22 protein-coding genes are annotated in these 25,541 nt (G+C 64.7%); 8 read left to right on the top strand and 14 right to left on the bottom strand.

Annotated elements, in window-relative coordinates; all coding sequences use genetic code 11:
* Nucleotides 1-14: 14 nt before the first annotated feature.
* Both ABWI03_RS30015 and ABWI03_RS30010 read right to left on the bottom strand, forming a co-directional pair.
* Entirely contained in the window at nt 15-263 is a 249-nt protein-coding gene (locus tag ABWI03_RS30015) for a DUF5703 family protein (RefSeq protein WP_003946171.1), read from the bottom strand.
* Nucleotides 263-1,288, bottom strand: a complete 1,026-nt coding sequence (locus ABWI03_RS30010; protein WP_095970062.1) for a hypothetical protein — start codon at nt 1,286-1,288, stop codon at nt 263-265. The genes ABWI03_RS30015 and ABWI03_RS30010 overlap by 1 nt, the downstream gene beginning before the upstream one ends.
* Nucleotides 1,289-1,471: 183 nt before the next feature.
* Between ABWI03_RS30010 and ABWI03_RS30005 the strand changes: the two genes are divergently transcribed.
* The gene (locus ABWI03_RS30005; RefSeq protein ID WP_166810142.1) at nt 1,472-1,894 is read left to right on the top strand and encodes a hypothetical protein; all 423 of its coding nucleotides are present in this window, start codon (nt 1,472-1,474) and stop codon (nt 1,892-1,894) included.
* On the opposite strand, the gene ABWI03_RS30000 is transcribed toward ABWI03_RS30005, so the two are convergent.
* The 5 genes from ABWI03_RS30000 to ABWI03_RS29980 all read right to left on the bottom strand — a co-directional run bounded on the left by ABWI03_RS30000 (nt 1,875) and on the right by ABWI03_RS29980 (nt 6,614).
* Nucleotides 1,875-2,738 carry a heme ABC transporter ATP-binding protein gene (locus ABWI03_RS30000; RefSeq protein WP_166810143.1) on the bottom strand — a complete coding sequence of 288 codons (864 nt, stop codon included), beginning with the start codon at nt 2,736-2,738 and terminating at the stop codon, nt 1,875-1,877. The genes ABWI03_RS30005 and ABWI03_RS30000 overlap by 20 nt on opposite strands.
* On the bottom strand, nt 2,735-3,757 hold the full coding sequence (locus ABWI03_RS29995; protein WP_166810247.1) for a FecCD family ABC transporter permease: 1,023 nt from the start codon (nt 3,755-3,757) through the stop codon (nt 2,735-2,737). Before ABWI03_RS29995 ends, ABWI03_RS30000 begins: the two co-directional genes overlap by 4 nt.
* Before the next feature lie 138 nt (nt 3,758-3,895).
* Complete coding sequence (locus tag ABWI03_RS29990) at nt 3,896-4,903, bottom strand: heme/hemin ABC transporter substrate-binding protein (protein ID WP_298785254.1); 1,008 nt, start codon at nt 4,901-4,903, stop codon at nt 3,896-3,898.
* A complete protein-coding gene (locus ABWI03_RS29985; protein ID WP_003946162.1) occupies nt 4,900-5,586 on the bottom strand; it encodes a biliverdin-producing heme oxygenase in 687 nt (228 codons plus the stop codon). Before ABWI03_RS29985 ends, ABWI03_RS29990 begins: the two co-directional genes overlap by 4 nt.
* A gap of 92 nt (nt 5,587-5,678) precedes the next feature.
* Nucleotides 5,679-6,614 (bottom strand): aldo/keto reductase, encoded by a 936-nt coding sequence (locus tag ABWI03_RS29980; RefSeq protein ID WP_298785268.1) that lies wholly within the window; start codon nt 6,612-6,614, stop codon nt 5,679-5,681.
* Nucleotides 6,615-6,842: 228 nt separating this feature from the next.
* Here ABWI03_RS29980 and ABWI03_RS29975 point away from each other — a divergent pair, with 228 nt between their 5' ends.
* From ABWI03_RS29975 to ABWI03_RS29960, 4 genes are read left to right on the top strand one after another with little or no spacing between them, the layout of a single operon-like run.
* Nucleotides 6,843-7,688 carry an undecaprenyl-diphosphate phosphatase gene (locus ABWI03_RS29975; RefSeq protein ID WP_030537531.1) on the top strand — a complete coding sequence of 282 codons (846 nt, stop codon included), beginning with the start codon at nt 6,843-6,845 and terminating at the stop codon, nt 7,686-7,688.
* A gap of 58 nt (nt 7,689-7,746) precedes the next feature.
* Nucleotides 7,747-8,442: a histidine phosphatase family protein gene (locus ABWI03_RS29970; protein ID WP_003946173.1), complete on the top strand. Its 696-nt coding sequence runs from the start codon at nt 7,747-7,749 to the stop codon at nt 8,440-8,442.
* A 55-nt stretch (nt 8,443-8,497) separates the two neighbouring features.
* Nucleotides 8,498-9,094 (top strand): DUF3090 domain-containing protein, encoded by a 597-nt coding sequence (locus tag ABWI03_RS29965; protein ID WP_298785287.1) that lies wholly within the window; start codon nt 8,498-8,500, stop codon nt 9,092-9,094.
* Between the two features lie 4 nt (nt 9,095-9,098).
* A complete protein-coding gene (locus ABWI03_RS29960) occupies nt 9,099-9,905 on the top strand; it encodes an SCO1664 family protein (RefSeq protein WP_095970069.1) in 807 nt (268 codons plus the stop codon).
* A gap of 9 nt (nt 9,906-9,914) precedes the next feature.
* Here ABWI03_RS29960 and ABWI03_RS29955 read toward each other — a convergent pair whose 3' ends face one another.
* Nucleotides 9,915-10,376: a MarR family winged helix-turn-helix transcriptional regulator gene (locus tag ABWI03_RS29955; RefSeq protein WP_095970070.1), complete on the bottom strand. Its 462-nt coding sequence runs from the start codon at nt 10,374-10,376 to the stop codon at nt 9,915-9,917.
* Nucleotides 10,377-10,406: 30 nt separating this feature from the next.
* Here ABWI03_RS29955 and ABWI03_RS29950 point away from each other — a divergent pair, with 30 nt between their 5' ends.
* Both ABWI03_RS29950 and mshC read left to right on the top strand, forming a co-directional pair.
* Entirely contained in the window at nt 10,407-12,596 is a 2,190-nt protein-coding gene (locus ABWI03_RS29950) for an MMPL family transporter (protein WP_298785312.1), read from the top strand.
* Nucleotides 12,597-12,606: 10 nt separating this feature from the next.
* Complete coding sequence (gene mshC / locus ABWI03_RS29945) at nt 12,607-13,848, top strand: cysteine--1-D-myo-inosityl 2-amino-2-deoxy-alpha-D-glucopyranoside ligase (protein ID WP_124568539.1); 1,242 nt, start codon at nt 12,607-12,609, stop codon at nt 13,846-13,848.
* 57 nt (nt 13,849-13,905) lie between these two features.
* Here mshC and ABWI03_RS29940 read toward each other — a convergent pair whose 3' ends face one another.
* From ABWI03_RS29940 to ABWI03_RS29915, 6 genes are all read right to left on the bottom strand, one after another.
* Nucleotides 13,906-18,081: a TIGR02680 family protein gene (locus ABWI03_RS29940; protein WP_298785320.1), complete on the bottom strand. Its 4,176-nt coding sequence runs from the start codon at nt 18,079-18,081 to the stop codon at nt 13,906-13,908.
* On the bottom strand, nt 18,078-19,520 hold the full coding sequence (locus tag ABWI03_RS29935; RefSeq protein WP_095970074.1) for a TIGR02678 family protein: 1,443 nt from the start codon (nt 19,518-19,520) through the stop codon (nt 18,078-18,080). Before ABWI03_RS29935 ends, ABWI03_RS29940 begins: the two co-directional genes overlap by 4 nt.
* Nucleotides 19,517-21,022 (bottom strand): TIGR02677 family protein, encoded by a 1,506-nt coding sequence (locus ABWI03_RS29930; RefSeq protein WP_214886675.1) that lies wholly within the window; start codon nt 21,020-21,022, stop codon nt 19,517-19,519. Before ABWI03_RS29930 ends, ABWI03_RS29935 begins: the two co-directional genes overlap by 4 nt.
* A 33-nt stretch (nt 21,023-21,055) precedes the next feature.
* Complete coding sequence (locus ABWI03_RS29925) at nt 21,056-22,141, bottom strand: helix-turn-helix domain-containing protein (protein ID WP_095970076.1); 1,086 nt, start codon at nt 22,139-22,141, stop codon at nt 21,056-21,058.
* Nucleotides 22,142-22,288: 147 nt separating this feature from the next.
* Nucleotides 22,289-23,452 (bottom strand): MFS transporter, encoded by a 1,164-nt coding sequence (locus ABWI03_RS29920; RefSeq protein ID WP_124568543.1) that lies wholly within the window; start codon nt 23,450-23,452, stop codon nt 22,289-22,291.
* A complete protein-coding gene (locus ABWI03_RS29915) occupies nt 23,449-24,303 on the bottom strand; it encodes a PAC2 family protein (RefSeq protein WP_223257810.1) in 855 nt (284 codons plus the stop codon). The genes ABWI03_RS29920 and ABWI03_RS29915 overlap by 4 nt, the downstream gene beginning before the upstream one ends.
* Before the next feature lie 168 nt (nt 24,304-24,471).
* On the opposite strand from ABWI03_RS29915, the gene ABWI03_RS29910 reads away from it, so the two are divergent.
* A partial coding sequence (locus ABWI03_RS29910; RefSeq protein ID WP_353802436.1) for a homocysteine S-methyltransferase family protein occupies nt 24,472-25,541 on the top strand: 1,070 nt, incomplete at its 3' end.

Genomic DNA, 25,541 nt, shown 5'->3' with positions numbered 1-25,541 from the left:
CGTCTGTTGACCGATCAGTGCTGAATGCCGTCCGGATCGGTCACGTGCAGCGGCGTCTTCTTCCGCTTGAGAAGCACACGACGACTGCCGTCGGGGTACAGACGGACCCGGGAGAGTTCCCATCCGCCGAACTCGGCGGAGATCGCCAGACGCATCGACGCGGTGACCCGCGAAACGTTCGGTGGTAGCCGCAGCGGCACATAGTCGAACTTGTCGTCCGACGTTTCCCACTGCGCGGGGATCCCGCGCGTACGCTTTTCCATCAGTTCTCCCGTGACGGGATGACCTGCAGCCCGTCACCGGTTGCCGATCCGACGATCAGATTGCCGTTGGAAGAGTCTACGGCCAACGAATTCGGCTGTCGCACCGTCTTGAACCGTCCGGTCTCCACGGGGATGCCGGACGACAGATCGAAGCCGACCACTTCGTTGGTCGCGGTCAGCGTGACCCACACCCGATCAGCGGTCTCGTCGTAGGCAACGGCGTACGGCGACTCGCCGACAGGGTAGCGCTGGTGCATCAGGAGCGGATCGGCAGTGAAGACGAGCAGTTCGTTGCCGGTGGTGTCGGTGACCAGAATGCGTCCGAAGCGATCGGTGGCCAGATGTGTTGCGCCCTCACCGGCGCGGAGAGCGACGCCGAGTTTGCCGTCTTCGAGATTGATCGCGGTCAGCGAGGTCTGACGGTGATCGAGGGCGCTCAGGTTGTCGCCGGTGACCGCGAGTTCGTCGACGGATGCGAATCCCGAAACCGTCTGTGACTGATCGGTCTTCGGGTCGACGATGTGAACTGAACCATTGTCCGTGCCGATCGCGATACGGCCGTCGTCGAGCTCGACCGCGGAATTCGCCTGGCCGTCGACAGGGGTGGATGTCTGTTCGCCCGAAGTCAGATTCAGCTTCACTACCTGGCGATCCATCGACAGAAGAGCGCTACCGTCAGAGCCGATCGACACGTCGCGTACGTCGGAATCCAGGGCTGTCGGACGACCTGCCGAGGCGGGGTCGGCGCCGGCCAAACCGTCCGAAGGAACGACCAACACCGACCGGGGGTCGTTGGCAACCACGACAGCGCTGCGCGTGACCGGGTCGAATGTGATGGAATCGATCAGACCTGAATACGGGTGAACCACGCCGTCCGGGGTGCTGGTGGTGGCCGGTGAGACCGCTGCCGTAGCGGGATCGATCGTGATGAGGTCGTCTCCGCCATCTCCGGAAGAACATCCTGTGACCAGCAGAACCGCCGCCCCCATTGCTGCTGCAGTGGTGCGGATCCCTAGGCGAGCCATGTGTAGTTCCTCTTTTTCTTGTCATCTGTTCTTCACGCAGTGCGACTGTCATCGATCATCCCTGATCGCAGTCGGGCGCCGTTCATCGCGTCGAGGAACTACCGATCATTCCGCTCACACCTTTGACGCGATACCGTACGAACAGCGATTGCGGTTGACGCTGCAATCACCGAGGAGATCATTGTGATTCCCACAGAACCCACCGATTCCGGCGCACAGCCGCCCGAACCGGCGCGGCCGGGCTTCGAGATCGAGGACCTCACCGTCGGCGCTCATGCACACGGTTTCGGCAGGTCCGACGGTCGAACTTTCGCGTTCCGCGTACGCAAGAGCATGCTGTTCGTCGAGGTATACGGCGAATACTGCGAGCACAGTGTGCCGACCCCGTCGGACGTTGTCGCCACGGCGGAGCGATCGGTGACCGACATCGATCTGACCGACGAGCGAAGCATCGCCGGTGTGGTCCGTGACGCAGTTCTCTCGACCGAGACTGATTGGTCACATCCCGATATCGGTGACGGCGATCGGGAGGGCGACGGACGCAGCCTGCCGACGGTGAGAGCCGTCCTCAACAGACTGGGATCGATCATCGATTCTGTTCGGTGAACTCTCGGCGCGGGATGACCAGCGTCGCTCCGGTTGTCGGATGCGGGAACACCTCGACCGGATAACCGTAGACGCGGGTCAGAAGCTCTTCGTGCAACACCGATTCCGGGGGACCGTCGGCGGCGATGCGACCGTTCTCGAGTACGACGATTCGGTCGGCATACGCCGCTGCCAACGCGAGATCGTGCAACACCACGACGACGGCATCGCCGTCGGCAGCGCGGGCGCGTGCCACGGACATCACCGCTTCCTGGTGTCCGAGATCGAGTGCTGCAGTCGGCTCGTCCAGCAGGATGGTGGACGTTTCCTGTGCCAGTACCCGGGCAAGAGCGACCCGCGCCTGCTCGCCGCCGGACAGGACGGCGAACGGCCGATTGGCGAATCCCTCGACATCGCAGGTCTTCATCGCCGCAGCGATAGCAGCGCCGTCGCGGTCTTCTCGGCCAGTTCCGGCCCAGGGCGAACGTCCCATGCGAACGACCTGGCGAGCGCTGAACGAAAATCCGATGGTGTGTTTCTGGGGGAGCACCGCGCGTCGGCGCGCCATGTCGATCGGCGACCACTGAGTGAGGTCAGTACCTTCGACGTCCACCCGCCCGGCGATGACGGGCTGATCACCGGCCAACGCCGCAAGAAGAGTCGACTTGCCGGCGCCGTTCGGTCCGACGAGGACGACCACTTCTCCCGCCCGGACTTCGATGGACACGCCTTCGAGAATGTGTCGACCACCGCGTTCGACGGTGATGTCGCGCGCCTCGAGCGTGACGTCACCGACGGCTGGGCTCTCCGGTTCGGGAGTGACGCGGCCGAACAGTTCGCGCCAGTTTCGTACGAGGCTGCTCATGCCCACCCGCCCTGTTGCGCGCGGGTGCGTCGGAGAAGCCAGAAGAAGAAGGGTCCGCCGACCAGCGCGGTCAGCATTCCGAGGGGCAGGTCTGCGTTGTCGATCAGCGACCGCGAGCCGAGATCTGCGACCAGCAGAACCAGTGCTCCGGCCAAGGCGCTGGCGGGAATCAACGCGCGATGGCCAGGCCCGACGAGAATGCGCATCAGGTGCGGAACGACCAGCCCGACGAAAAGAATGATGCCGGTGAAGGCAACGCTCGCGGAGACGAGAAGGGCGACGATCAGTACCGCGAACTGGCGCAGTCGTTCGACGTTGACGCCCAGATGACGAGCCGCGTGTTCGCCGAGAGCCAGCAGGTCCAGACGTGGGGCGATCATCATCGTCGCGGCAATCCCGACGACGGCCATCGGAGCCACGATCAGGACGGCGTTCCAGGAAGCGCCGTTGAGTGAGCCGAGTTGCCAGAACACGATCTGATCGCGAGCAGACGGGCTGGCCACGAACGTGAAGAACGCAATGAGGCCGCCCGCGAACGCATTGATCGCAACGCCGGTCAGAACGAGCGTCACCACTTCGGTTCGGCCTTCGTGCCGAGCGAGCAGGTAGACCGCCGCGGTGGTGACGAGCCCGGCGACGAACGCAGCCGCAGCTACGGCCCAGCCGGCCACGAACGTGCCGCCGACAACGATGACAGCACTCGCGCCGACCGCCGCACCCGCGGACACTCCGATCACTCCGGGCTCGGCGAGCGGATTGGAGAACACACCTTGCAGTAGCGCTCCGGAACATCCCAGCGCCGCGCCGACACAGATGGCGAGCACGACGCGGGGGAAGCGAACCTCCCACAAGGTCACTTCACCACTGGGATGGGCGGGCATCGGACCGAGATCGAGGCCGATGCGGTGCAGGATGCTGCCCAAAACCTCGAGCGGCGACGTCGGAACCTGACCGATGCACGCCGACAGCACTGCCACGATCACCAGAGCGAGGGTCAAACTGATCAGAACCGCACTCACCCGCGACCTCGATGCGGGGCCGGATGCCGACTTGTCGGCACCCTTGACGTCGTGTGAATCCTCGGCTCCGGGCCCAGACTTACCTGTCTCTGTCTTGCCTGTTTTTGTACTCACGAATCAGCACTCACGAATCTCTGCTCACGATCCACCAGGCGCGTAGATCGCTTCGGCGAGGGCCGCCATGACACGTCCGGTGTTCGGCCCGAAGCTGAGTAGCACCCCGTCCTCCATGTCGACTACGTTCTTGTTCTTTCCAGCCGGTGTCTGAGCGATGCCGGGGACCTTTTCGAGGCCGTCGATACCGCCGATCGACGCCAACCCATCCGTCATCATGAGGAGAGCGTCCGGCGCGGCGGCGATCAGCGCCTCGCTGGTGATGGGCACGAACTGTTGGGCGATGCCCGAGGCCGTGCCTGCATCGGTGGCACCGAGCGCCTCGATCAAGGAATCGGCTCCGGAACCCTCACCGCCGATCATGGTGATGGCCGATCCTCGCATGTAGAGGAACGCGATCTTCAGTGGATCACCCTCGTCGGGAACCAGGTCGCGAGCTGCAGCGATCTCCGATTCGGTTCGGTCGACAAGCGCGGCGCCCTGAGCGGGAACGCCGAGGGCGTCGGCGACGGCCTGGAGCTGACTCGGCACACCTTCGAGTGTTCGGGTGGGATCGAAGAAGACGACGGGAACACCCGCAGCGCGCAACTGATCCTGGACGCTCTTGGGCCCGATACTCGTGTCGGTGAGTACCACGGTGGGATTCAAATCGAGGATCGCTTCGGTATTGAGCGATTGGCCGCCGACCGTGACAACCGGCACGTCCGCGACTGAAGGGAACTTGGCTGCGGTGTCGCGGCCCACAAGATTGTCACCGAGTCCGAGAGCTACCGTCGTCGTTGCGAGCGTCCCGTAGCGGTCGGCCGCCACGATCCGGCTGTTGTCGGTGATGGTCACGTCGACGCCGTCGAAGCTCTTGACCGTCACGGGCAGAGTCGCGGTCGGGTTGTCGGCCACGGGAACCGGGCTGGAATCTTCGAGTACCGCGGTCCGGGCACCCGGCGAGGTCGTGGAATTGTCGCTGGAGCCGCAAGCGACCAGACCGAACCCCGCTGCTGCGACCAGTGCCGCCGCGGCCAAGCGCTTCATCATTTGACGAGGTAGCTCTCGATGTCGCCTTCGAGATCGGCGAACAGGTCACCGTTGAGGCGGTACGCCAGATTCACCTCGTCGATGAAACGCTGCTGCTCTTCGGCAGGAATCTGCAGTGCATCCAGATTCGAGCGGTAGTCGTCCTTGAAAGGCTTCGGCTTGGGGATGCCTTCGAAGATGTAGAAGCGAAGTCCGTCGGTCTCGAATCCGTAGGCGCGCTCGAGCATCCGGCGGATGATCTGTCCGCCCGAGAGGTCACCCATGTATCGCAGGTAGTGATGTGCGACGAAGCCGGCAGGCCAGTCGAACGCCACCTCCTTCAGGCGGGCGATGTAACGCTCGGTTGCCGGCAAGGCCACGAGTTCGTCGCGCCAGTTCGGTCCGCCGAGGAACTCGAGATCGGCTTCGAGCGAAGCCACCCGCAACAGATCCTCGGACAGGAACGGAGCGACCAACTCGTTGTCGGCGTGTGTGCGGCCGGCCTCTTCGAGGCTCGTGTAGACGAGGTACGTCTGTCCCAGAAGAGCGGCGTAGCCAGCCGTGGTCAGCTCACCGCCGAGAAGCGCGCCTACGAATCGCGACTGCTCCGTCTCGCGGTGTGCTGCGTCCGTCTCGGTCTTGATTCGTTCGGAGAAGGCGGGGCCTGCGTCTGCGGAAAGGCTGTCTACGTCGAGCGTGGTCATTGATTCTCCTGAGGCTGTAGTCAAGCGTTGCCTACTAGGTTAGCCTGCCCTCGCCAAGACGATACCTCCGGTATTTCGATCAGCGGGACGAACTAAGCGCTCACGTCGTCGAGAGCCGCGGCAATCGCTTTCGGCAGTTCCAATTCTTCGGTTGCCAGTACTCCTGTCAACTGGGCGAGATCACGCGTACCGACGACGGCGCTGGCCACCCCGGCACGATCGCGTGCCCAGGCCAGTGCCACCGCCAGTGGAGAAGTACCCAGACCGTCGGCGGCGGTAACGACTGCGTCGACCACCCGGATCGAGGAATCGCTCAGATAGCTCTGCACGTCCTGTGAATGTGCCTCGTCGGCGCCGCGGGAATCGACGGGAATGCCGTCGCGGTACTTGCCGGTCAGAACGCCGCCCGCGAGGGGTACTGCGGCGAACACTCCGACGCCGTGATGGGCCGCCGCTGCGAACAATTCTTCCTCGACGCCGCGCGCCAGCAACGAGTACTCGGCCTGCGTCGCGGCGAGTGTTGTTGCGCCACCGGCTCCGACGGCCGTTGCGAGCTGCCAGCCGAGGTAGCCGCGCACTCCGACATACCGCACCTTGCCGCTCGAGACCGCGTAGTCGAGGGTTGCTGCAACCTCGTCGACAGGCGTGAGCGGATCCCAGGTTGCGACCTGCCACATGTCGAGGAAGTCGGTTCCGAGTTCACGAAGAGTCGCGTCGAGCTGGCGGAGCAATCCGCGCCGCGAGCAGTCGACGCGGTCGGTGCCGATCGGAGTGGGATCGATGCCGGCGCTCGAGCTGATGATGAGTTCGTCACGTGGAACGACGTCGTCGAGCAACTCGGCGAGGATCCGTTGCGCCGCACCGGCGCCGTACGCGGGCGAGGTGTCGACCAGGGTTCCGCCGGCCTCGGCGAACGCGAGTAGCTGCGCAGCGGCCTCGTCGCCGTCCGTGTCGCGTCCCCATGTCAGTGTGCCGAGCCCAAGTCGCGAGACCCGAAGTCCGCTCGTTCCGACAGATCTGTGCTTCATAACCGCCTGCATCTCGCGCCCGACTCGTGTGCGCAAGTGCGGCACCCGAGAGATCTCACCACGTGCAGACTAGTAGGCGCTCGCCTCGAGTCGGGGTATTCGGACACGGACGTGCCGGGCGCGGCGCGGCACGGTGGGCCCCGGTAGCGTGGCGCCGGTGAAACGTGAACCCGACACACGAAACCTGTGTGCAGTAACCCCATTCGAATCAGCCGGGATCGGTGAGTGATGGGCGAAGCGATGACCTGGCTCCAGGCCGTGATCCTGGGCCTCGTGCAGGGATTGACCGAGTTCCTGCCCATCTCGTCTTCCGGACATTTGCGAATCGTGTCGGAGATATTCTTCGGCAGTGACGCCGGTGCGTCGTTCACCGCGGTGACGCAGCTCGGCACCGAGTTGGCGGTCCTGATCTACTTCGCGCGCGACATCGTGAGGATCATCACTGCCTGGTTCCGGGGTGTGTTCAACGCCGAGCACCGGGGAGATCTCGATTACCGGATGGGCTGGTACGTCATCATCGGCACCATCCCGGTCGGCATCCTCGGGTTCTTCTTCAAAGACCAGATCCGTACCGGCGCACGCAATCTGTGGCTGATTGCCACGATGCTGATCGTGTTCGCACTCGTCATCGCCGCTGCCGAGTACTACGGACGCAAGACGCGTCCGATCGAATCGCTCACGGCGCGCGACGGCATCATCATGGGTTCAGCTCAGGCGCTCGCGCTCATCCCGGGTGTCTCACGTTCGGGTGGCACGATCAGTGCCGGTCTCTTCCTCGGGCTCACCCGCGAGGCTGCGGCACGCTACTCGTTCCTGCTGGCAATTCCGGCGGTTCTCGCCTCCGGCCTCTTCAGCCTCCCGGATGCCTTCGAACCTGCCGGTGAGGGTCTGAACGCGAGCGGTCCGCAGTTGCTGGTGGCAACCGTCATCGCCTTCGCGGTCGGTTATGCAGCGATCGCGTGGCTGCTTCGATTTGTTGTCGATCACTCCATGTACTGGTTCGTCGGATACAGAATCGCTCTCGGCGTAGTCGTCCTTGCGTTGCTGGCCACAGGGGTCGTGTCCGCGACATAGTGCCCGTTTCGACGTCGACCACCCGTCCGTGCGGCCACCGCCCCATTAGGGTTGTGGAATGACAGTTGTCCTACTGCGGCACGGGCGGTCGACGTCCAACACTGCCCATACCCTGGCCGGTCGAACGCCGGGTGTGGAACTCGACGACCACGGCCGGAAACAGGCCGAAGGCGTCGTCGATCGGCTGGTCGGTCTGGACATCGCGGAGATCGTCCGCTCGCCGCTGTTGCGGTGCGAGCAGACGGTCGGCCCCATTGCCGTCGACCGTGGTCTGACACCGGTCGTCGAGGATCGCCTCATCGAGGTCGATTACGGCGACTGGACGGGTCGCCCGCTCAAGGAGTTGTTGGAAGAACCGCTCTGGAAAGTGGTGCAGCGCCACGCTTCCGGTGCAGTGTTTCCCGGCGGTGAAGGGCTCGCTCAGGTACAGGCGCGAGCCGTCGCTGCGATCCGAGAGCACGACGCACGGCTGGCCGAAGAACACGGCAAGGACGTCGTCTGGATCGCGTGCACGCACGGTGACGTCATCAAATCGGTTCTCGCCGACGCGTTTGCGATGCACCTCGATTCGTTCCAGCGCATCGTCGCCGAGCCCGCCTCGGTCAGCGTGATTCGCTACACGGCCACACTGCCGTTCGTTCTGCGAGTCAACGACACCGGAGACGTGCTCGCCGCGATCGGTGCAGCGAAGGCCGCGACCAACGGTTCGGCTCCCGCACAGGAGTCAGTCCCCGGCGGAGAGGTCGGTGCGTGAGCTGTGACGGATAATGGGTATTCAGTGATGTTCTGCTCGAACTCGAGGAGGTGCAATGTCGCGCGCGATTCACGTATTTCGCACTCCTGACCGATTTGTCGCAGGAACGGTGGGCGAACCCGGTGACAGGTCTTTCTATCTCCAGGCCGTGCACGAATCACGGGTGGTGAGCGTGCTGCTCGAGAAGCAGCAGGTTCAGGTCCTCGCCGATCGCATGGGCCTTCTCCTCGAAGAGGTGCATCGACGCTTCGGTACCGAGGTTCCGCCGCAGGCCGACGACGTCTCCGATCTCAGCCCACTGGTCACTCCGCTGGACGCGGAGTTCCGGGTCGGCACGATGGGGCTCGGTTGGGACGCCGATGCCGGTGCGGTCGTCGTGGAGCTGCTTGCCGTCAGTGAGACGGAGTTCGACGAATCGGTTGTCCTCGACGACGCCGACGACGGTCCGGACGCTGTCCGTGTGTTCCTGACCCCGGAGCAAGCGCGTGAATTCTCGCTGCGGTCCGAGCGCGTCATCGCGGCGGGACGCGCTCCGTGCCCGCTGTGTGGTGAACCGTTGGCGCCCGAGGGACACGTGTGCATCCGCACCAACGGATACCGTCGCGGCGAGTCCTTCGGTTTTGCGATCGACGACGCAGACGACGAGGTTTGACATCGTGTCCGAACCTGGTGTGCCGGACGTTCTGCTCGAGGGTGATCTGACGCTCATCGGTCAGATCACGACAGCGAGCAACGCCACGCTGGTGTGCGAGTCGACTCTGGGGGAGCAGTCCACCCGTGTGGTCTACAAGCCGGTGCGTGGGGAGCGTCCGCTGTGGGACTTCCCGGACGGCACTCTGGCGGGGCGTGAGGTCGCGTCGTACCGGGTGTCCGAGGCGCTGGGCTGGGGTGTGATTCCGCGAACAGTGTTGCGGGACGGGCCTTTCGGGCCGGGAATGGTGCAGCGTTGGATCGACACCGTCGATCGCCGTGCGGACGGATCTGGCGGACTCGAGATGGTCGACCTGTGCAGTCCCGGCAACGTTCCGCCCGGGTGGTTCGAGGTCCTGCAGGCCTTCGACTCGGAGGGCGAACCCGTCTCGCTGATCCATGCGGACGATCCACGGCTGCAGCGAATGGCCGTTCTGGACGTCCTCATCAACAATGCCGACCGCAAAGGTGGTCACGCGCTCGAAGGCGTCGACGGCTCGGTGTACGGAGTTGATCACGGAATTTGTCTTCACTCGGAGAACAAGTTGCGGACCGTGTTGTGGGGCTGGGCCGGCCAGCCCGTACCCGGTGCCTTGATCGCCGACGTCGCCGAATTCGCGACAACCCTCGACGGGGATCTCGGGGACGAGTTGTCCGAACTGATCACCGAAGAAGAAGTCGTGGCCTTGGCCGTGCGGGCGATGCAGTTCGCCGAGTCCGCGGTGATGCCCGAACCGAACGGCCATCGAACGATTCCCTGGCCGGCTTTCTAGCCGCGCTTTCTACTCGCGCGCAGGTTCTTGCTGTTCGCGAGTTGCCGTCTTCAATCCGGGCGAGCGAACCAACCGCAGTAGTTGTTCGCGCAGCGCGGCGACGTCCCCGACACCGACAGTCAATGCGGCGTCTTCCTTCTCGAGCGTGAGCAGTCGCTCGTAGGTGAGTCGTCCGGCGTCGGTTATCGCGATCACGCGCCGACGTTCGTCGCGCGGATCGGTGTCTCGGGTGACGTAACCCGCTCGTTCGAGGCGATCGATGGTGCGGCTCATCGTTTGATCGGTTACTCGGGCATTCTTTGCGATGTCGCGTTGCGACGCGGGTCCACCGGCGATGGAGTGGAGCACGATCAGTCCGGCGTGCGTCATGTCCTGAGACCGCAGAACCTTCTCCCACGAGTGCTCTACCAGGCGCGCAGCGGTGGACAACAGTCGGCCGGTTGGCCAGTCGTCCAGGCCGTCGCTACTCATGTTCGTGCCTTCCGTTTGCAATTACTCAGCATGCTGAACAAAATAGTCGGCAAGCCCTCTCTGCTGCCGATCCCTGGAGACCCAGTGAGCACACCAGTACAAAATCGTCCTGTTCGTCGCCTTCGATGGATTGTGCCAGCTCTCCTCGTGATCGGCTGGCTGGCCATCGGAGGATTCGGCGGGCCGTTCGCCGGAAAGCTCAGCACGGTGCAGCAGAACGACAACACGTCGTTCCTGCCGGCCTCGGCCGAAGCCACCGAGGTGGCGAAGCTTCAAGAGAGCTTCACGGACACACGTTTCGTGCCGGCCATCGTCGTGGCGGAACGATCCGGAGGACTCGAGCCCACCGACTCCACCTTCCTGTCCCAGGCCGTCGATTCGTTTGTCGGTACCGAGGGATTCGGAGACGCCGCATCGCCGCCGATCCCGTCGGCCGACGGGCAGGCGCTCCAGATGTTCCTGCCCGTCGACAGCACCCTCGAGGTCAAGGACAGCGTGAAAGCGCTGCGCGCGGCGCTGGAGTCGAGCCCCGACGGACTGACAGTCAAGGTCACCGGTCCCGCCGGGCAGGTTGCGGATCTGTCGGCGGCATTCGCCGGTATCGACGGACTGCTGTTGTTAGTTGCCGGATCCGTCGTGATCCTGATCCTGATCGTCGTCTACCGGAGCCCGATCCTGCCGTTCGTGGTGATCTTCTCGGCGATCTTCGCGCTCGGATTGTCGAGCTTGCTCGTGTATCTGCTCGCCGACGCGGACGTCATCGCACTGAACGGTCAGAGCCAGGGCATCCTGTTCATCCTCGTGTTCGGTGCCGCCACCGACTACGCGCTACTTCTGGTCTCTCGCTACCGGGAGGAACTGCGGATCGAGAAGGACAAGTACGCAGCAATGCGCACTGCGTGGCGCGCGACGCTCGAACCAGTTGCAGCATCTGCCGGAACGGTCATCGCGGGCGTTCTGTGCCTGTTGCTCTCCGACCTGAACTCGAACCGCGGGCTCGGTCCGGTGGCCGCCATCGGCATCGCCGCGTCCTTCCTCGCATCGATGACGTTCCTACCTGCTGTCCTCGTTCTGTTCGGAAGGACGGCGTACTGGCCGACCACACCGAAGTTCGACGCCGACCGCGAGCACCACGACGAGGCGAACGATCACCGGTTCTGGGCCGGGCTCGCTGCTCGAATCGGTCGGCATCCGCGCCGCTTCTGGGTGGCGTCGACGCTGGTGCTTGTGATCTTCGCGCTGATGATGCCGCAGTTCAAAGCCAGCGGTGTCTCTTCGTCCGACATCTTCTTGCTCGACGTCGATTCGGTTGCAGGCCAGGAGATTCTCGGTGAGCACTTCGACGCGGGTTCCGGGTCGCCGGCGGTGGTGATCGCCAATGCCGACCAAGCCGATGCCGTCGTCGAAGCGAGTCGCGTCGAAGGTGTCAGCGATGTGAGTGTTGTCCAGAACGGGAGAGCACCTCTGGTGGTCGACGGACGAGTCTCCCTGCAGGCGACGCTGACTGACGCTGCCGATTCGCTCGCGGCCGAAGACACGATTGTTCGGCTACGTGATGCAGTTCACGCCGTCGACGGTGCCGATGCGTTGGTGGGCGGTGTGACCGCGACCGACCTCGACACCAAGACCACCTCGACGCGGGACCGGACACTGATCATTCCCGTGGTGATCATCGTGGTCTTCGTGATTCTCTCGCTGCTGCTGCGCTCGCTGCTCGCACCGCTGCTCCTGATGGGCACCGTTGTGCTCTCGTTTGCTGCGACACTGGGCATTTCGTCGCTGGTGTTCGACCACATCTTCGGCTTCCCGGGCGCGGATCCGGTGGTCCCGCTGTTTGCGTTCGTGTTCCTCGTGGCGCTGGGAATCGACTACAACATCTTCCTCATGACGAGGGTGCGTGAGGAAGCGCTGAAGATCGGCACTCGGGCGGGTGCGCTGCGAGGACTCACCGTGACCGGTGGAGTGATCACCTCTGCCGGAGTTGTTCTGGCAGCAACCTTCTCGGCGTTGGCGGTGATCCCGCTGTTGTTCCTCGCACAGATCGCGTTCATCGTGGCGTTCGGTGTCCTACTCGACGCCCTGATCGTCCGATCCTTGCTGGTCCCGGCCTTGACCTACGATATCGGTCAGAAGATCTGGTGGCCGAGCAAGCTCGCGTCGACGCCCGAACCGGAGCAGGATCAGCCAGCACCTTCCCAGCCCCAGAGCAGTCTCCACTAGGCTCGGCAGCATGCAGTCTTGGTCCGATACCGCACTCCCGTCCGTTCCCGGTCAGGGGCCGCCGTTGCGGCTGTACGACACAGCCGACCGTCAGGTTCGCCCCGTCACTCCGGGCAAGAAGGCGACGATGTACGTCTGCGGCATCACCCCGTACGACGCCACCCACCTCGGCCACGCGGCCACGTACCTCACGTTCGACCTCGTGAACCGCATCTGGCGCGACGCCGGACACGACGTCCACTACGTCCAGAACGTGACTGACGTGGACGATCCGCTGTTCGAGCGCGCCAACCGCGACGGCGAGGACTGGATCGTCCTCGGCATGCGTGAGACGGCCCTCTTCCGCGAGGACATGGAAGCGCTGCGCGTGCTTCCGCCTAAGGACTACATCGGCGCCGTCGAATCGGTGAACGAAGTAGTCGAGTTGGTGGAGAAGTTCGTGGCCTCCGGCGCCGCGTACATCGTCGACGACGCCGAGTTCCCCGACGTCTACTTCCGTGCAGACGCGACCGAGCAGTTCGGTTACGAGTCGGGGTACGACCGCGCGACGATGGAGAAGTTCTTCGCCGAACGCGGCGGAGATCCCGATCGCGTCGGAAAGCGCAATCCGCTCGATGCACTCGTCTGGCGTGCCGAGCGTCCGGGCGAGCCCTCGTGGCCCTCCCCCTTCGGGCCGGGACGCCCCGGTTGGCACATCGAATGCGCTGCCATTGCGCTCAATCGCATCGGCTCCGGATTCGACGTCCAGGGCGGCGGCAGCGACCTGATCTTCCCGCATCACGAGTTCTCGGCAGCACATGCGGAATCGGCAACGGGTGATCGCCGTTTCGCGCGGCACTACGTACATACCGGCATGATCGGCCTCGACGGCGAGAAGATGTCGAAGAGCCGCGGGAACCTGGTCTTCGTCTCCAAGCTGCGCGGCGAAGGGGTGGACCCCGCAGCGATCCGCCTCGGACTGCTCTCCGGTCACTACCGCCAGGATCGCGCCTGGACCGAACAGGTCCTCGAGGATGCGCAGTCACGTCTGAAGCTGTGGCGGGAGGCGGCCGCCCTCGGTTCCGCGCCGTCCGCCACCGACACCGTCGCACGGTTGCGTCAGCACCTGGCCGACGACCTCGACACCCCGAAGGCGCTCGACGCGCTCGACGGCTGGGCACGCCGAGCAATCGAGGGCGGCGGATCCGACGCGCAGGCACCCGGCGAGTTCGCCGATGCAGTCGACGCTTTGCTGGGTATTTCGCTTCGCTGAACCCCTGCTGTGCGCCTTTATTAACCGCCCGCGGTTAATAAAGGCGCACAGCAGTTTCTAGGCGTAGTCCAGCGCACCTTCGGCTGGTGTCGGCACCCGGCGCCGTAGCGGCGAGCCCAACGCCCTCGCCAGATCGGTTCCGTCGTGCTCGGCGAGCAGCTCACCGTTCGACCACACCAGCAGCGCGGCGCTGACTGCCTGCTCGGCCGTGGAGTGCGCGAGATCGTAGTGAGCACACCCCGGGACGTCCGCGTACGTGATCCACAGGTCGTAGCCGGTCATGAAGAGATCCAGGTCGAACTGAACGCTCAAGCCGAGCAGTTCGCTGCGACCGTTGTCGTCGACACCGGCGAACGCCTCGTCCAGTGCCAGCAGACGTGGGGCGTGCGGGTCGGCCGAGTCCAGCATGACGTGCGCCGCGGCGAAGAGCGGAAGGTGCAGTGAAACCGACTGCTCGCCACCGGACAGTGCGCTGTGTCGCGCAACGGTCAGCCGGTCCTCCTTGCCCTCACCGCTGATGAGGGTGAACGAGAACACGCGCCACTGGCGGTAGTCGAGCGCCGACGACAGGATCTCCGGGTACGAACGCTCGGGATGCGCGGCGCGGGCGGTGCGGATCTGGGTCGCGAAATGTGCTCGCAGAGTGGCCAGTTCGTCGACGCCGAGGGCCGACGCATCGCGATCCAGCAGCTTGGAGATCGCCCGCGAGCTGTCGTCGAGATTGTCGGCGAGCACCCAGTGAACTCCGATGGTGTTGCCCGAGGACATACGACGCTCACGCATCTCGGTGCCCATTTGAGCGATCAACTCGCGTGCGTCGACGGTGCGCTCGTGAATCTGCTGAGCCAATCCGGTCAGCAGGGCGTCTTCGAGAATGCGACGCTCGGATTCGGTGAGCAACTGCTCCTGATCGCCGCGAGCATCGTGGATCCGCGTTGCGAATTCACCGATCGACGAATAGCCCTGATCATCCTGCACTCGTACGACGGTCAGTCCGTCCGGTGCATCCCACTGCAGACGGTAGTCCTGTCCGGCCGCTGCGAGTTGGGCGTCGAAGTCCTGCAACGCCGAGGTCAGCGCCGTGCGGGTTGCCTTGCGGGCGCCGTCGGTGACGCGTACCGCCGAGGTCGCAGCCTCGAGCGCTCGGTACAACTTGTCGACGTCTTCGGGCAGGACCGGCGGGTGGGCCGCGTCCTCACTGCGATCTTCGTTCTGGATGCGGTAGACCAACTGATCGGGGCTCATCCACGCCGCCGAACTTGCCGGCCAGCTCAGATGTTCCTTGACGCCCAACAACTCGAGTAGATCCGGACGAGCATAGGGTGCGAGTCGCTCTGCATCACTGCGGGTTTCGGTCAGGGTGTGCCGAAGCGTCTCGACAGCGGTGTTGTACGCACCCTCGGCTGTGCCGATCTGGAGCACCGCGGCGTCGTACGCCTTTCGCGCTGCACGCTGCTCGACCTTGCATTCCTCGATCTTCGCGCGGGCTTTTGCCAGGTCCAGATCGATCTGCTCGGCGCTCGCACCGAGGGTGTCGCGCAGTGTCTCGAGACGCTGCACCTGCTGGAGCAGACTCTCCTCGGCGATCGCGGCTTCCTCGGCGAATTCCTCGGCATTGGCACGTGATTCGTCGAGTCGGTCGCGGGACTCGCGTTCGAGTTCGACTTCCTTGGCATGCTCGCGTCGGCAGCGCAGTGCCAGTTCGCCCTGCTTCTCGAAATGACGGATGGCTGCGGCGAGGGAGTCGAGTTCACGGCCGACGTGCGGGGTCCGGTGCTGCGACGCCGTCGCTCGGAGTTGCTTTTCCTTCGCCGCGAGATCGGCGATCGCCGCATCGAGTTCGCGTTGTGCCGTTTCCGTGGCCTCCGAGCGAGTGCGGAGTGCTCCGGCGGATTCGGTGACGGTCTTGAGTGCGCGCAGGATCGACCCTGTCTTCGGCAATTCCTTTGCCGCAGAGTTGATCCGACTCAGCTGCTCGGTGGTCTGCGCTACCAGTGCCTTGGCCGTATCGACTGCCGCGGCAAGTACTTCCAGAGCCGCATCGATCTCGGTGATCCGAGCTTCGCGTCGACGCGCCCGCGCTGTCGTGCCGATGTACTCGGCGTCGGCCTTGACGTGCCGGCCGCGCGAGACGCCTTGCCAGAAGCGGCCGTCGACGCCGATCGCGACGCTTGCGTCCGTGTCGCCCGGTGCCTCGACGAGACTGATCGACGCGAGAATGTCCTGTACCCGAGCGTCGGGTACGTCGGCATTGCCTTCGACCTCGAGGACGTCGGCCAGCGTGCGTCCCTTCGGGCGCTGCTTGACCGGAAGAGCCGTCAGGAACTGCTCACTGACGTGCTCGGGAATCGTCTCATCCGGGCAGACCCAGCCGTCCAGCAGATTTGCCGCCTGGAGTGCGGATTCGATTCCCGTCGCCACGTCCGGTTCGACGGAGTCGGCGAAGCGCACCAGCTGCCACAGCGGTGCACCACCCAGGTCACTGCGGTTGTCGGTACGTGCGTGGAAGGCAGGCGGAGCGTCGTCGTGTTCCGCCGAGACGGCCTTGCGCTCGGATTTCAGAGCCGCGATCGAGGCGTGTGATGCCGAGATTTCCGCCTCTGCTTCGCGTCGACGCTCGCGTAGCGTCTCGGTGCCTGCCTCGGTGTGCTCGGCGAGCACTGCGGACAACGCCGGAGCGTCCTCGTCGCCGACCTGGGCGAGCGCTGAGTCGAGTGCCTCGAACAGCGATGTGTCGGCGCCGACAGCCGAGAACAAGGAGGAATGATCGGTCCACCAGGCGCGCAGCCCGCTGGCGCACTGACTGCGCGCGAGTTCCACGGCAGCTTCGCCCTCGAGCACAGCGGCCTTGGACGCTTCGAGCAGCTCTTGTCCACGGCGCGAGCTGTTTTCGGCCCGAGAGCGTTCGGTCGCGGCCTTCTCGACGGTCGCCAGAGCGGCGCGGACGACGCGCACGTCACCGTCACGCTCTTCGGCATGTCCACGGACGGCTGCCGTGATCTGGTCGCTGCGTGAGCCGTCGGGTAGGGGAGTCCAGACGATGCCGGCGTCCTCGGCGGCTGCCTGCAGTTCGTCCTCGGCGCGTGAGAGTGCTTCGGCCGCACGCTTGACCGACGATGCGGCCTTGTCGGCTTCGTCGCCGCGCTGCGCCAGTGCGGCCTGCGCTTTCCGCGACTTGTCTGCCTGCTGCTCGGTCGAGAGCTTGAGCGTCGCGACCGCCTGGGCGAGATCGTCGAGTTGCTGTTTGCCTTCGTAGGCGCTCGAGCGTTGCAACGCTTCGACATTGGCGCGCGCATTCTCGAGTGCCTGTTCGGCCTGGTTGAAGCGCTCCTCGGCTGCTGCGCGTGCCTCACGGCTGCGGGTCTGGGCGAGTGACGACTCGTCCATGGCGGCAACACCTCTGGTGACCGCTGCGAGGCGGGTGCTGACCTGTTCGATCTCTCCGCGCGACTGCTGACGCAGGTACTTGGTGTAGACCCCGATGAAACTCTGTGCTGCCTGATCGGCGGCGGCGAGTCCCTCGAGCGCGCGGCCGACCTCCTCCATGTCGCTGAACGAACGCGCAGCTTCGAGGACGAGTTGATCGTCGAGCGGACGGAGGCCGTCGGTGAGCGCCTGCGAAAGGCCCTTCGGATCAAGGTTCTTCGCGAGCTGGGGTCGGCGAAGCGTGAGAATGAGGTTGATCAGCTGGTCGTAACGCTGCACACCGAGACCGAACATCCGCGCGTCGATCGCGGTGCGGTAGTCGAGGGGGCGGTCGGTGATGGAGTCGCTGCCGAGCTGTTCGGCCAGCTGCTTCTTGGTGAGTGGACGATCGTCGTTGCCGATCAGCGAGAAGTCGACCCCGACGCGGCCGTCGGCGACGAAGTACCAGCGGGTGACCTTGTCGTTGGTGCGGGTGGCACGCATGCCGATCCCGACGGTCACCGACTCGGGATCTTCGAGGGAGCCGCGGCAGAACTCCATCCACACGTACGAGTGCGCGCTGTCCTGACCGCGGTAAAGCAGATTGGACTTCATGGTGCGCTCTTCACCGGCGAACGGGTTGAGGCGCCGCGGTTCGATGCGACCGTCGAAGACGAACGGGAACAAGACCTCGAGGGCCTTGGTCTTACCGGATCCGTTGGGCCCTCGTAGAACCAGTCGACCGTCGGCGAACGAGAACTCTTGGTCGCGGTAGTCCCAGAGGTTGATGATTCCAGCCCGAGTAGGTCGGAAGCGGGCGTTGCTCATACGTTCTCTACCTCTGATAGTTCGCCGTTGGGGGAAGATCCGGGGCCGAACTCGTCGACCGGATCCGGTGCGGAGTTGTCCACCGCGAAATCGATGTGAGGGTCTCTTTCACGCACGGAGACCACGACGTCTCGGTACCGGGCCAGCACGGGCAACACCAGTACTCCGCCGTCGACCGCGTGCGTCAGGCGTAGTCGCTGCAACAATCCGAGGGCCTGCTTGCGCAGTCCGTTGTGATCGGCCTGCCACTGCGCCGCGAAGGTTCGTCCGAACTGATCCACCAACTCGGTGACCTTGTCAGCGAGCCAGTCGTCGTCGATTTTCGGGTACGTGACGGGTTCCGGTGGCTCGGCCGGTTCGCCGGCAGGCAGCGCGAATTCGTCGTCCTCGTCTGCGAGGTCTTCGAAGATCCCGGCCTCGGGGATGGCGGCATCGAGTTGTTCGATGAGGTGATCGTCCGACACGTGCGGTATCGGGAGTTTCGGCAGTTCGGGAGCGTCGACGTCGAGTACACGGTCGGCAATCTCGCCGGCGAGGAGTAGCGCCACCTGAGCGATCGTTCCGGTACTCGGGAAGCGGACGTCGGAGAGGCGACCGGTGGGATCGATCATCGCGATCCCCTCGGCACGGCGCTCGGCCACCAACCCCGTCAGGAGTTCGACCTCCGACGCGGTCTTGGGCTGCGCCAACGCGATCAACTCGTGCTGATCGAGTTCGCCGGCCAGTACGACCGGCCGCTCGACGAGAGCCCGGCGGACCCGGCGGCCGATCTCCTTCGCGTCCACGGGAATTCCGTCGTCCTCAGAGGCGCTCGAGGTCTCGGCGGCCAACAGTCCTCGAATGGAGTGCAGGTGCTGCAGGGCACGCGGCGGACGGAAGAGGGCGACGACGACGGAACGATCGATGTCGTAAAGCGCTTCGCCCGCTTCGGGATTGGACGCCCAGCCGTTAGCGTCACCGTCGGCCAGGGCGATGGCGCCCCTGACGCCGAGCCAACCGACGGCGTCGACGAACGCGTCGCGGTCCGACGCACGATCGGTGGACAGTTCGACGCCGTCCACCTGCGCGGCGTCGGCCGCGACGTGATCGGCCAACTCCGACAACGTGATCTGGTTTCCGGCGCGGCCCAACGCGGCCAGGCACAACGCCAGGTACGCGTAGCGCGTGCGATCGAAGGTTCGCTCGGAGGCAGTCCGGGCCGGTGCCGACGGGTTGAGTCGATCCGACACCGTGAACAGGCGCGCGGTGGTCTCTGTCACCTCGAGGCGGTAGCCGAACAGTTCCAGTAGGTCGTCACGCAGCTCGGTGGCCCAACGGCGCAAGAGCGGCAACGCAATTCGATCCGGATACGTCGAGGTGATCAGGTGGTTGGACAGAATGACGCGCGCCGCGCGTTGGTACGAATCGAGGGCAAGGGGCGTGATCTCGCGAGCTCTCATCGAACACTGACCTCGATACCGTCGAGATGCATACGCCCGCGGGCGGTCTTGATGGTGGTCGAACCGTCCGAGGGACTCAGTGTCAGCTTCACCCCGTTCTCGCTACCGGTGGAGCTCTTGACGCGTCCCACCACCGGAACACGCGCGGTCAATGCTGCATTGAGCAGACTCAGCAAAACTTCGGTCTCCTGCTCGTTGAGTTCACGCTGATAGACACCGTTCGACGCGAGAGATTGCGCGGCGGCGCTGCGGGTACGTTGCGCCGCCAACTGTTCTTCGCGCAGTCGGCGGATGCTGCCGTCGTTGCGGGCGACCTTGCTCGGCAATCCGGGTGAGGGCGGACGGCCGGTTTCGGCGAGGGTTCGTGCGATCTCCACCGGCGGCGCCTCCCACCACGATCGCGAGTGAGAAATGATGTCGGCGTCCGGATGCACCATCGAGAGATGGCGTGGACGGCCGAGGTCGAATACTGCCTGGAACAGAGCATGAGCTGCGTCTTCGGACGGCGTGGCGGCAAACCAGCCGGCGAGGTGCCGGAGCTGGCTCTCGCGGCTGACGCCGCCGCGACGGGTCTCCGTGACGCGGCGAAGGAGGGCCAGAACCGCGGCGATCGCACTCATCGTGCCCTCACGGAGGCGTTCGGACTCGCTGATCCCCGATTCCGCGGAGACGAACCAGGCGGTCAATCCTCGCCACCGCGCCGCCCAATCGTCTTCACGTTCGGTGATCGGGACGAACACCCGCTCGTCACTGGCCGCGGCGAGGCGGATCATGCGATCGACACCGGTGGATTCGACGTGCTCGATCGCTTCCTTGAGCTTGGGGGCGTAGCGCGCCAGGTCGGAACTGAACTCGCGCATGTGAGTCAGCAGAGCGTCCTTGTGCGTGAGGAAAGCCTGCGGAGTGATCTCCGTGGTACGTACCAGGTCGCCCAGTGTCAGATAGAAGTGCGCGGCTCGATCAGCCATGTCGGAGAGCGTCGAGTCCAGGCGCTTGAGCTTGCGGAAGATCAGGTCGCCGTCGGAACTGCGGTTGGCTTCGGCAAGTTCGGACATGTCTGCGAGCAGATCCGCCAAGGCGAGACGCGAAAGCGACGCCGAGTCCAGGCGGGCGGCAAGAACGTCCTCGACCGATCGATAGACCTGATATCCGGCCTGACCGAACTGGTAGACGAAGTGGCGATTACGGTACTCGGCCAGCGTGGCCGCGCGAGTGCCGTCGTAGCTGCGCTCGAGGATCTCCCAGACGTGAAGCTGATCCAACAGGGGAGTGACCTCCGCCGCCGACAGATCGGCCGCCGGATCCGAGCCACCGATCTTCTCGAGGATTTGCGCGACGGTTCCGGCATGCAGCAGCACTGTGTAGTTGGCGCGAGCATGGTCGAAGGCGCGGAGCACCCAGAGGTACTCGGCCCGTTTTTCCGCGATCGTGAACGAAAACAGCTTCAGTCGATTGGTGTCGGCGTACGCGGCGTAATCGGGCGCACTCGTTTCTTCCACCATGACAGGGTAGGCGAGAGACGGCCCCTCTTTTTCCTACGGGCGATCCGTAGCAGGGGATGCGGCGCGTCGCCACTGCGATTCGTTCTCGATCATCCATGTGAGCAGGTGCTCGGCTGCCGCCTCGTCGGAGTCCGGACCGACCAGCAGATCGGCGAACGCCTGGCTGGGTGCGACGATGCGAATGCCGTCGCGAGTGAGCAATCGGTCGAACGCGGACGGTGAGAGGGGAGCGGTGATCCACACGTCACCGCCGGATTCCACTCGCCGCAGGCCGAGAGCGTCGGCGAACTGATCGACGTTGTCGGCATGGAAGTGAGCACGTCGGGTGGGCGCATACCGAGCAAAGGGCGCAGCGGCCACCGAGGCGGTACCGGCATAGATGTGACCGCTGAGTTGACGCAGTTGATCGAAGAGAGCCTCCAGACCGTCCGGTGCGTGAAAGCCGTGAGGCGTCGGCGCTTTGGCGCCGGCTTCAGCTGCCCATTCCCGAAGCATCTTCGGCCAGCGGACGTCGCCGATCCCACCGCGGGGGAGCCTGGTCACCAGTTCACGATCCGACAGTGTCTGAACCACCCGATAGGTTGCTCCCGTCGACGCACCGGCCAGGCGCACCAAGGCGGTGATCGCCAGCGGCGCCGCGAAATCGGCAAGCGCTCGCACGACGCGAGCTGACGGATCGCCCGTCAGCTGTCCGGAAGGACGTCCGGGCCCCCGCCACGGGTCGGCGTCGGCTCCGCGTCCACGCACCCAGACTGCGGGTCGATCAGCGGTCAACGACACGTTGCCCGTGGCATCTGCGTACGAGATCGCGTGGGAATCGAGCTGCCGGCGCACGGGCTCGGACAGATATTTTGCGCACACGAAGCCCGATTGACCGGTGGGGAAGCGATCGGCGATACCGGGAACGTCGCTGCTCAGGACACCGTGCGCGGCGTAGACGCCGAATTTTGCCACCGCGCCGTCAGGGGAGCGGAGGTCGAGTCGGAGCGGGGCCTCGGACAGGTCGGGGGAGCGCTGCGTCGACAAAGACCAGGTAGGAGGCAAATTTTCTTCGATGACGGCAACCGATCGTCGAAAAATGTCGATCGGCCGTTCCGGTTCCGATTCAGATTCGCTCATGTTCCAATGGTATCAATATCTGTCGTTGACGGAAACACATGATTTTCCGAATATTGATCGGTCGCGCCATCACGCACAACGGTGGTCACTTTCACCGGCGAACTTCACCGTCCGCACAACTCGAATTCCGAAAATGGCAAAGACCGATCAGCGTTGCTTCGGCATGACCAGGGGAGCGACGACGGCGAGCAGTAGTGCAGGGATCAGGAAGCTCGCGACAGGCGAGGAGTCGTAGATCGGGGTCAACGCCAGGGGAGCGAGGGCAGCGCCGCCGAAGCGCATTGCTTGCACGACCGACACGGCGCCGCCGCGGTTGGGCCCCTCGGAGCCGAGTACCGCCGCGTTGACGCCGACCAGCACGAACTGGCTCGCGACACCTGCGACGAACCATGCGATCGCGATCACAGGCACCAGGCCGGCGAGGCCGACGATGGAGACCAGGACAGCACCGCCCAGGGCGCCGATCATCACCGATGAACGTGCGCCGATGCGATCGATGAGGATTCCGATGCGCCGGGCCGAGAGGATGCCGGCCACACCGAAGACGGTGAGCAGTAGGCCGCGGACAGTGGGGGACAGCCCGAACTCGTCTTCGAAGCGGAAGGCGAGCAGGAAGCTCAGCCCACCGAGAGCGCCCCAGCCGAGCAGTGCAGCGATGCCGATGCGGAGCACTTCCGGGCGAAGTGCATCACGCAGGCGTGCGGGAGCAGTCGCTGTCGGGGTTTCGGACTTCGGGAGTCCGACGGCACCCAGGATGCCTGCGACCACTGCAATGACGAGAAAGGCAAGACGCCAGTCGAATTCAGCCGCCAGACCGCCGATCAGTGGAGCCGACGACTGCCCTGCGGCCTGGAAGGCACCGAAGGCGCCGAGGGCCCGACCCAGTCGGGCCTGCGGTGTTGCGGCCGCCAGAGAGGCAAGCAGTAGCGGTGTGGTGAATGCGTTCGCGGAGCCCTGCAGTACCCGGGCGGCCAGAAAGATTTCGAGAGTCGGGGCCAGGAAGCATGCCAACGACGCGAAAACGTAGACCCCGTATGCGATCCGTACCGTCCGGACTTTGCCCCAGCGTGTTCCGAGCGTCCCCGACACCAACATCAGAGCGGCGAAGGGGAGCAGGTACGCGGTGAGCGAAGAGGCTGCCGCCGATGGTCCGACCCCGAGATCGTCACCGATCTCGGGGAGGATGGAAGCAACCACACCGCCGCCGAACGGGCCGAGGAACCCGCCGGCGTACAGGGCGATCAGTTGCAGCCGGAGGCGCAGTGGACGCTGTGGACTCCCGCCGTCGCCTCCTGGGGTGTTCTTGCTCACAGTCCGAAGCTGCCGGGGCCTCGCCGTCTGAGGTAGCGCTCGAATTCCGCGGCGATGGCGTCGCCGTCGATCTTGGAGATCGCTTCACTGATGTCGGTCTCGGCGTCCCCCCGTTCCTCGAGAGTGCGCACGTACTCGCCGATTTCCTCGTCGTCCGCGGTCATTTCGTTGACCGCTTCCTCCCAATCCTCCGATTGAGCCGGGAGTTCCCCGAGGGGGACCTCGATGTCGAGCACATCCTCGACCCGTTGAAGGAGGGCCACGGTGGCCTTCGGGTTGGGTGGCTGCGACACGTAGTGCGGAACCGCCGCCCAGAACGAAATAGCGGGTACACCAGCACGAACACACTCGTCCTGAAGGACTCCGGTGATGCCCGTCGGCCCTTCGTAGCGGGTCTGTTCGAGGTTGAATCGTGCAGCGGATTCGCTGCTGTACGCCGTGCCCGTGACCGGTACCGGGCGGGTGTGCGGAGTGTCGGCGAGCAGGGCGCCGAGGATGACCACGGTCTTGACGTTCAGTTGGTCGATCAGCTCGAGCAGATCCTCGCAGAAACTGCGCCACCGCATGTTGGGTTCGATCCCGCGAAGCAGGACGATGTCGCTCTCACTACCCGGAGGTGAACAGACCGACAAACGTGTTGCCGGCCAGACGATTTCGCGGGTCACTCCGTCGACCTGACGGACCGTGGGACGGTTGACCTGATAGTCGTAGTAGTCCTCGGAATCGAGTTCGGCGAGCGGCTGGGCGTCCCAGATCAGCTCGAGATGTTCGACCGCACCACTGGCCGCGTCACCGGCGTCGTTCCAGCCCTCGAAAGCTGCAACGAGGATGGGATCACGAAGGACAGGGATGTCGCCTTCAAGGCGGTCGCTGCTGTCGACGGCAAAGCCGTCAGGACTCTCGAAGGCCGCGGAATCGTCGAAATCGACCGGGCCGTCGGGAGTGACGGGGAACTCACTTGGACTCACCCACCCAGCCTACGGCCAGAGCTTGTCGGTGCGCCCACTACTCTGGACGGCATGTCTGCCCCATTTAACTCTGCCCTGCTTGATGCGCTGAAACAGCGCGTTGTCATCGGCGACGGAGCGATGGGCACCATGTTGCAGGCCGCGGACCTCACCCTGGACGACTTCCTCGGCCTCGAGGGGTGCAATGAGATCCTCAACGACACCCGTCCCGACGTGCTCAAAGACATCCACCGTGCGTACTTCGCCGCTGGTGCCGATGCCGTCGAGACCAACACCTTCGGTTGCAACCTGCCCAACCTCGCCGACTACGACATCTCTCACCGGATCCGCGAGCTCGCGGAAAAAGGCACTGCTCTCGCCCGCGAAGTAGCGGACGAGATGGGACCCGGCCGCGACGGCATGGCCCGTTTCGTACTCGGCTCGATGGGACCGGGAACCAAGCTCCCCAGTCTCGGACACGCACCGTATGCAGTCCTTCGTGATGCGTACACCGAAGCTGCGCTCGGCATGATCGACGGTGGCGCCGACGCCATCCTCGTCGAAACCTGCCAGGACCTGCTTCAGGTGAAGGCCGCGATCCTCGGCAGTCAGCGTGCGATGGAGCAACTCGGACTGCGGCTGCCGATCATCACGCACGTGACGGTCGAGACAACCGGAACGATGCTCCTGGGCAGTGAGATCGGTGCAGCATTGACGGCACTCGAGCCTCTCGGGATCGACATGATCGGCCTGAATTGCGCCACGGGGCCGGCCGAGATGAGCGAACATCTCCGACATCTCTCCAAGTACTCGACGCTGCCGGTGTCGGTCATGCCCAACGCCGGTCTGCCGCAGCTCGGCCCCAAGGGCGCCGAGTACCCGCTGACCGCCGACGAATTGGCCGAAGCGCTCAGTGGTTTCGTCTCCGAGTTCGGACTCGGTCTCGTCGGTGGATGCTGTGGTACGACACCCGAGCACATCAGCGCCGTCGCCGACGCGGTTCGTCAGGTCGAGAAGGCCCAGCGCACTCCGATCCACGAGCCGAGCACCTCTTCGCTGTACTCGGCGGTGCCGTTCGAGCAGGACGCCAGCATCCTGATGATCGGTGAACGCACGAACTCCAACGGCTCCAAGGCTTTCCG

This window comes from Rhodococcus baikonurensis (assembly GCF_040489275.1).
Lineage (GTDB): Bacteria > Actinomycetota > Actinomycetes > Mycobacteriales > Mycobacteriaceae > Rhodococcus_F > Rhodococcus_F baikonurensis.
Note: the sequence above shows the minus strand (reverse complement) of the source record. Positions and strands in the feature narration are given on the sequence as shown.

Bases quoted from the DNA above. Each gene is read 5' to 3' on its own strand.
- ABWI03_RS30015 (WP_003946171.1), bottom strand. From the start codon at position 263: ATGGAAAAGCGTACGCGCGGGATCCCCGCGCAGTGGGAAACGTCGGAC.
- ABWI03_RS30010 (WP_095970062.1), bottom strand. From the start codon at position 1,288: ATGGCTCGCCTAGGGATCCGCACCACTGCAGCAGCAATGGGGGCGGCG.
- ABWI03_RS30000 (WP_166810143.1), bottom strand. From the start codon at position 2,738: ATGAGCAGCCTCGTACGAAACTGGCGCGAACTGTTCGGCCGCGTCACT.
- ABWI03_RS29990 (WP_298785254.1), bottom strand. From the start codon at position 4,903: ATGATGAAGCGCTTGGCCGCGGCGGCACTGGTCGCAGCAGCGGGGTTC.
- ABWI03_RS29985 (WP_003946162.1), bottom strand. From the start codon at position 5,586: ATGACCACGCTCGACGTAGACAGCCTTTCCGCAGACGCAGGCCCCGCC.
- ABWI03_RS29980 (WP_298785268.1), bottom strand. From the start codon at position 6,614: ATGAAGCACAGATCTGTCGGAACGAGCGGACTTCGGGTCTCGCGACTT.
- ABWI03_RS29975 (WP_030537531.1), top strand. From the start codon at position 6,843: ATGGGCGAAGCGATGACCTGGCTCCAGGCCGTGATCCTGGGCCTCGTG.
- ABWI03_RS29970 (WP_003946173.1), top strand. From the start codon at position 7,747: ATGACAGTTGTCCTACTGCGGCACGGGCGGTCGACGTCCAACACTGCC.
- ABWI03_RS29965 (WP_298785287.1), top strand. From the start codon at position 8,498: ATGTCGCGCGCGATTCACGTATTTCGCACTCCTGACCGATTTGTCGCA.
- ABWI03_RS29955 (WP_095970070.1), bottom strand. From the start codon at position 10,376: ATGAGTAGCGACGGCCTGGACGACTGGCCAACCGGCCGACTGTTGTCC.
- ABWI03_RS29950 (WP_298785312.1), top strand. From the start codon at position 10,407: ATGCTGAACAAAATAGTCGGCAAGCCCTCTCTGCTGCCGATCCCTGGA.
- mshC (WP_124568539.1), top strand. From the start codon at position 12,607: ATGCAGTCTTGGTCCGATACCGCACTCCCGTCCGTTCCCGGTCAGGGG.
- ABWI03_RS29940 (WP_298785320.1), bottom strand. From the start codon at position 18,081: ATGAGCAACGCCCGCTTCCGACCTACTCGGGCTGGAATCATCAACCTC.
- ABWI03_RS29935 (WP_095970074.1), bottom strand. From the start codon at position 19,520: ATGAGAGCTCGCGAGATCACGCCCCTTGCCCTCGATTCGTACCAACGC.
- ABWI03_RS29930 (WP_214886675.1), bottom strand. From the start codon at position 21,022: ATGGTGGAAGAAACGAGTGCGCCCGATTACGCCGCGTACGCCGACACC.
- ABWI03_RS29925 (WP_095970076.1), bottom strand. From the start codon at position 22,141: ATGAGCGAATCTGAATCGGAACCGGAACGGCCGATCGACATTTTTCGA.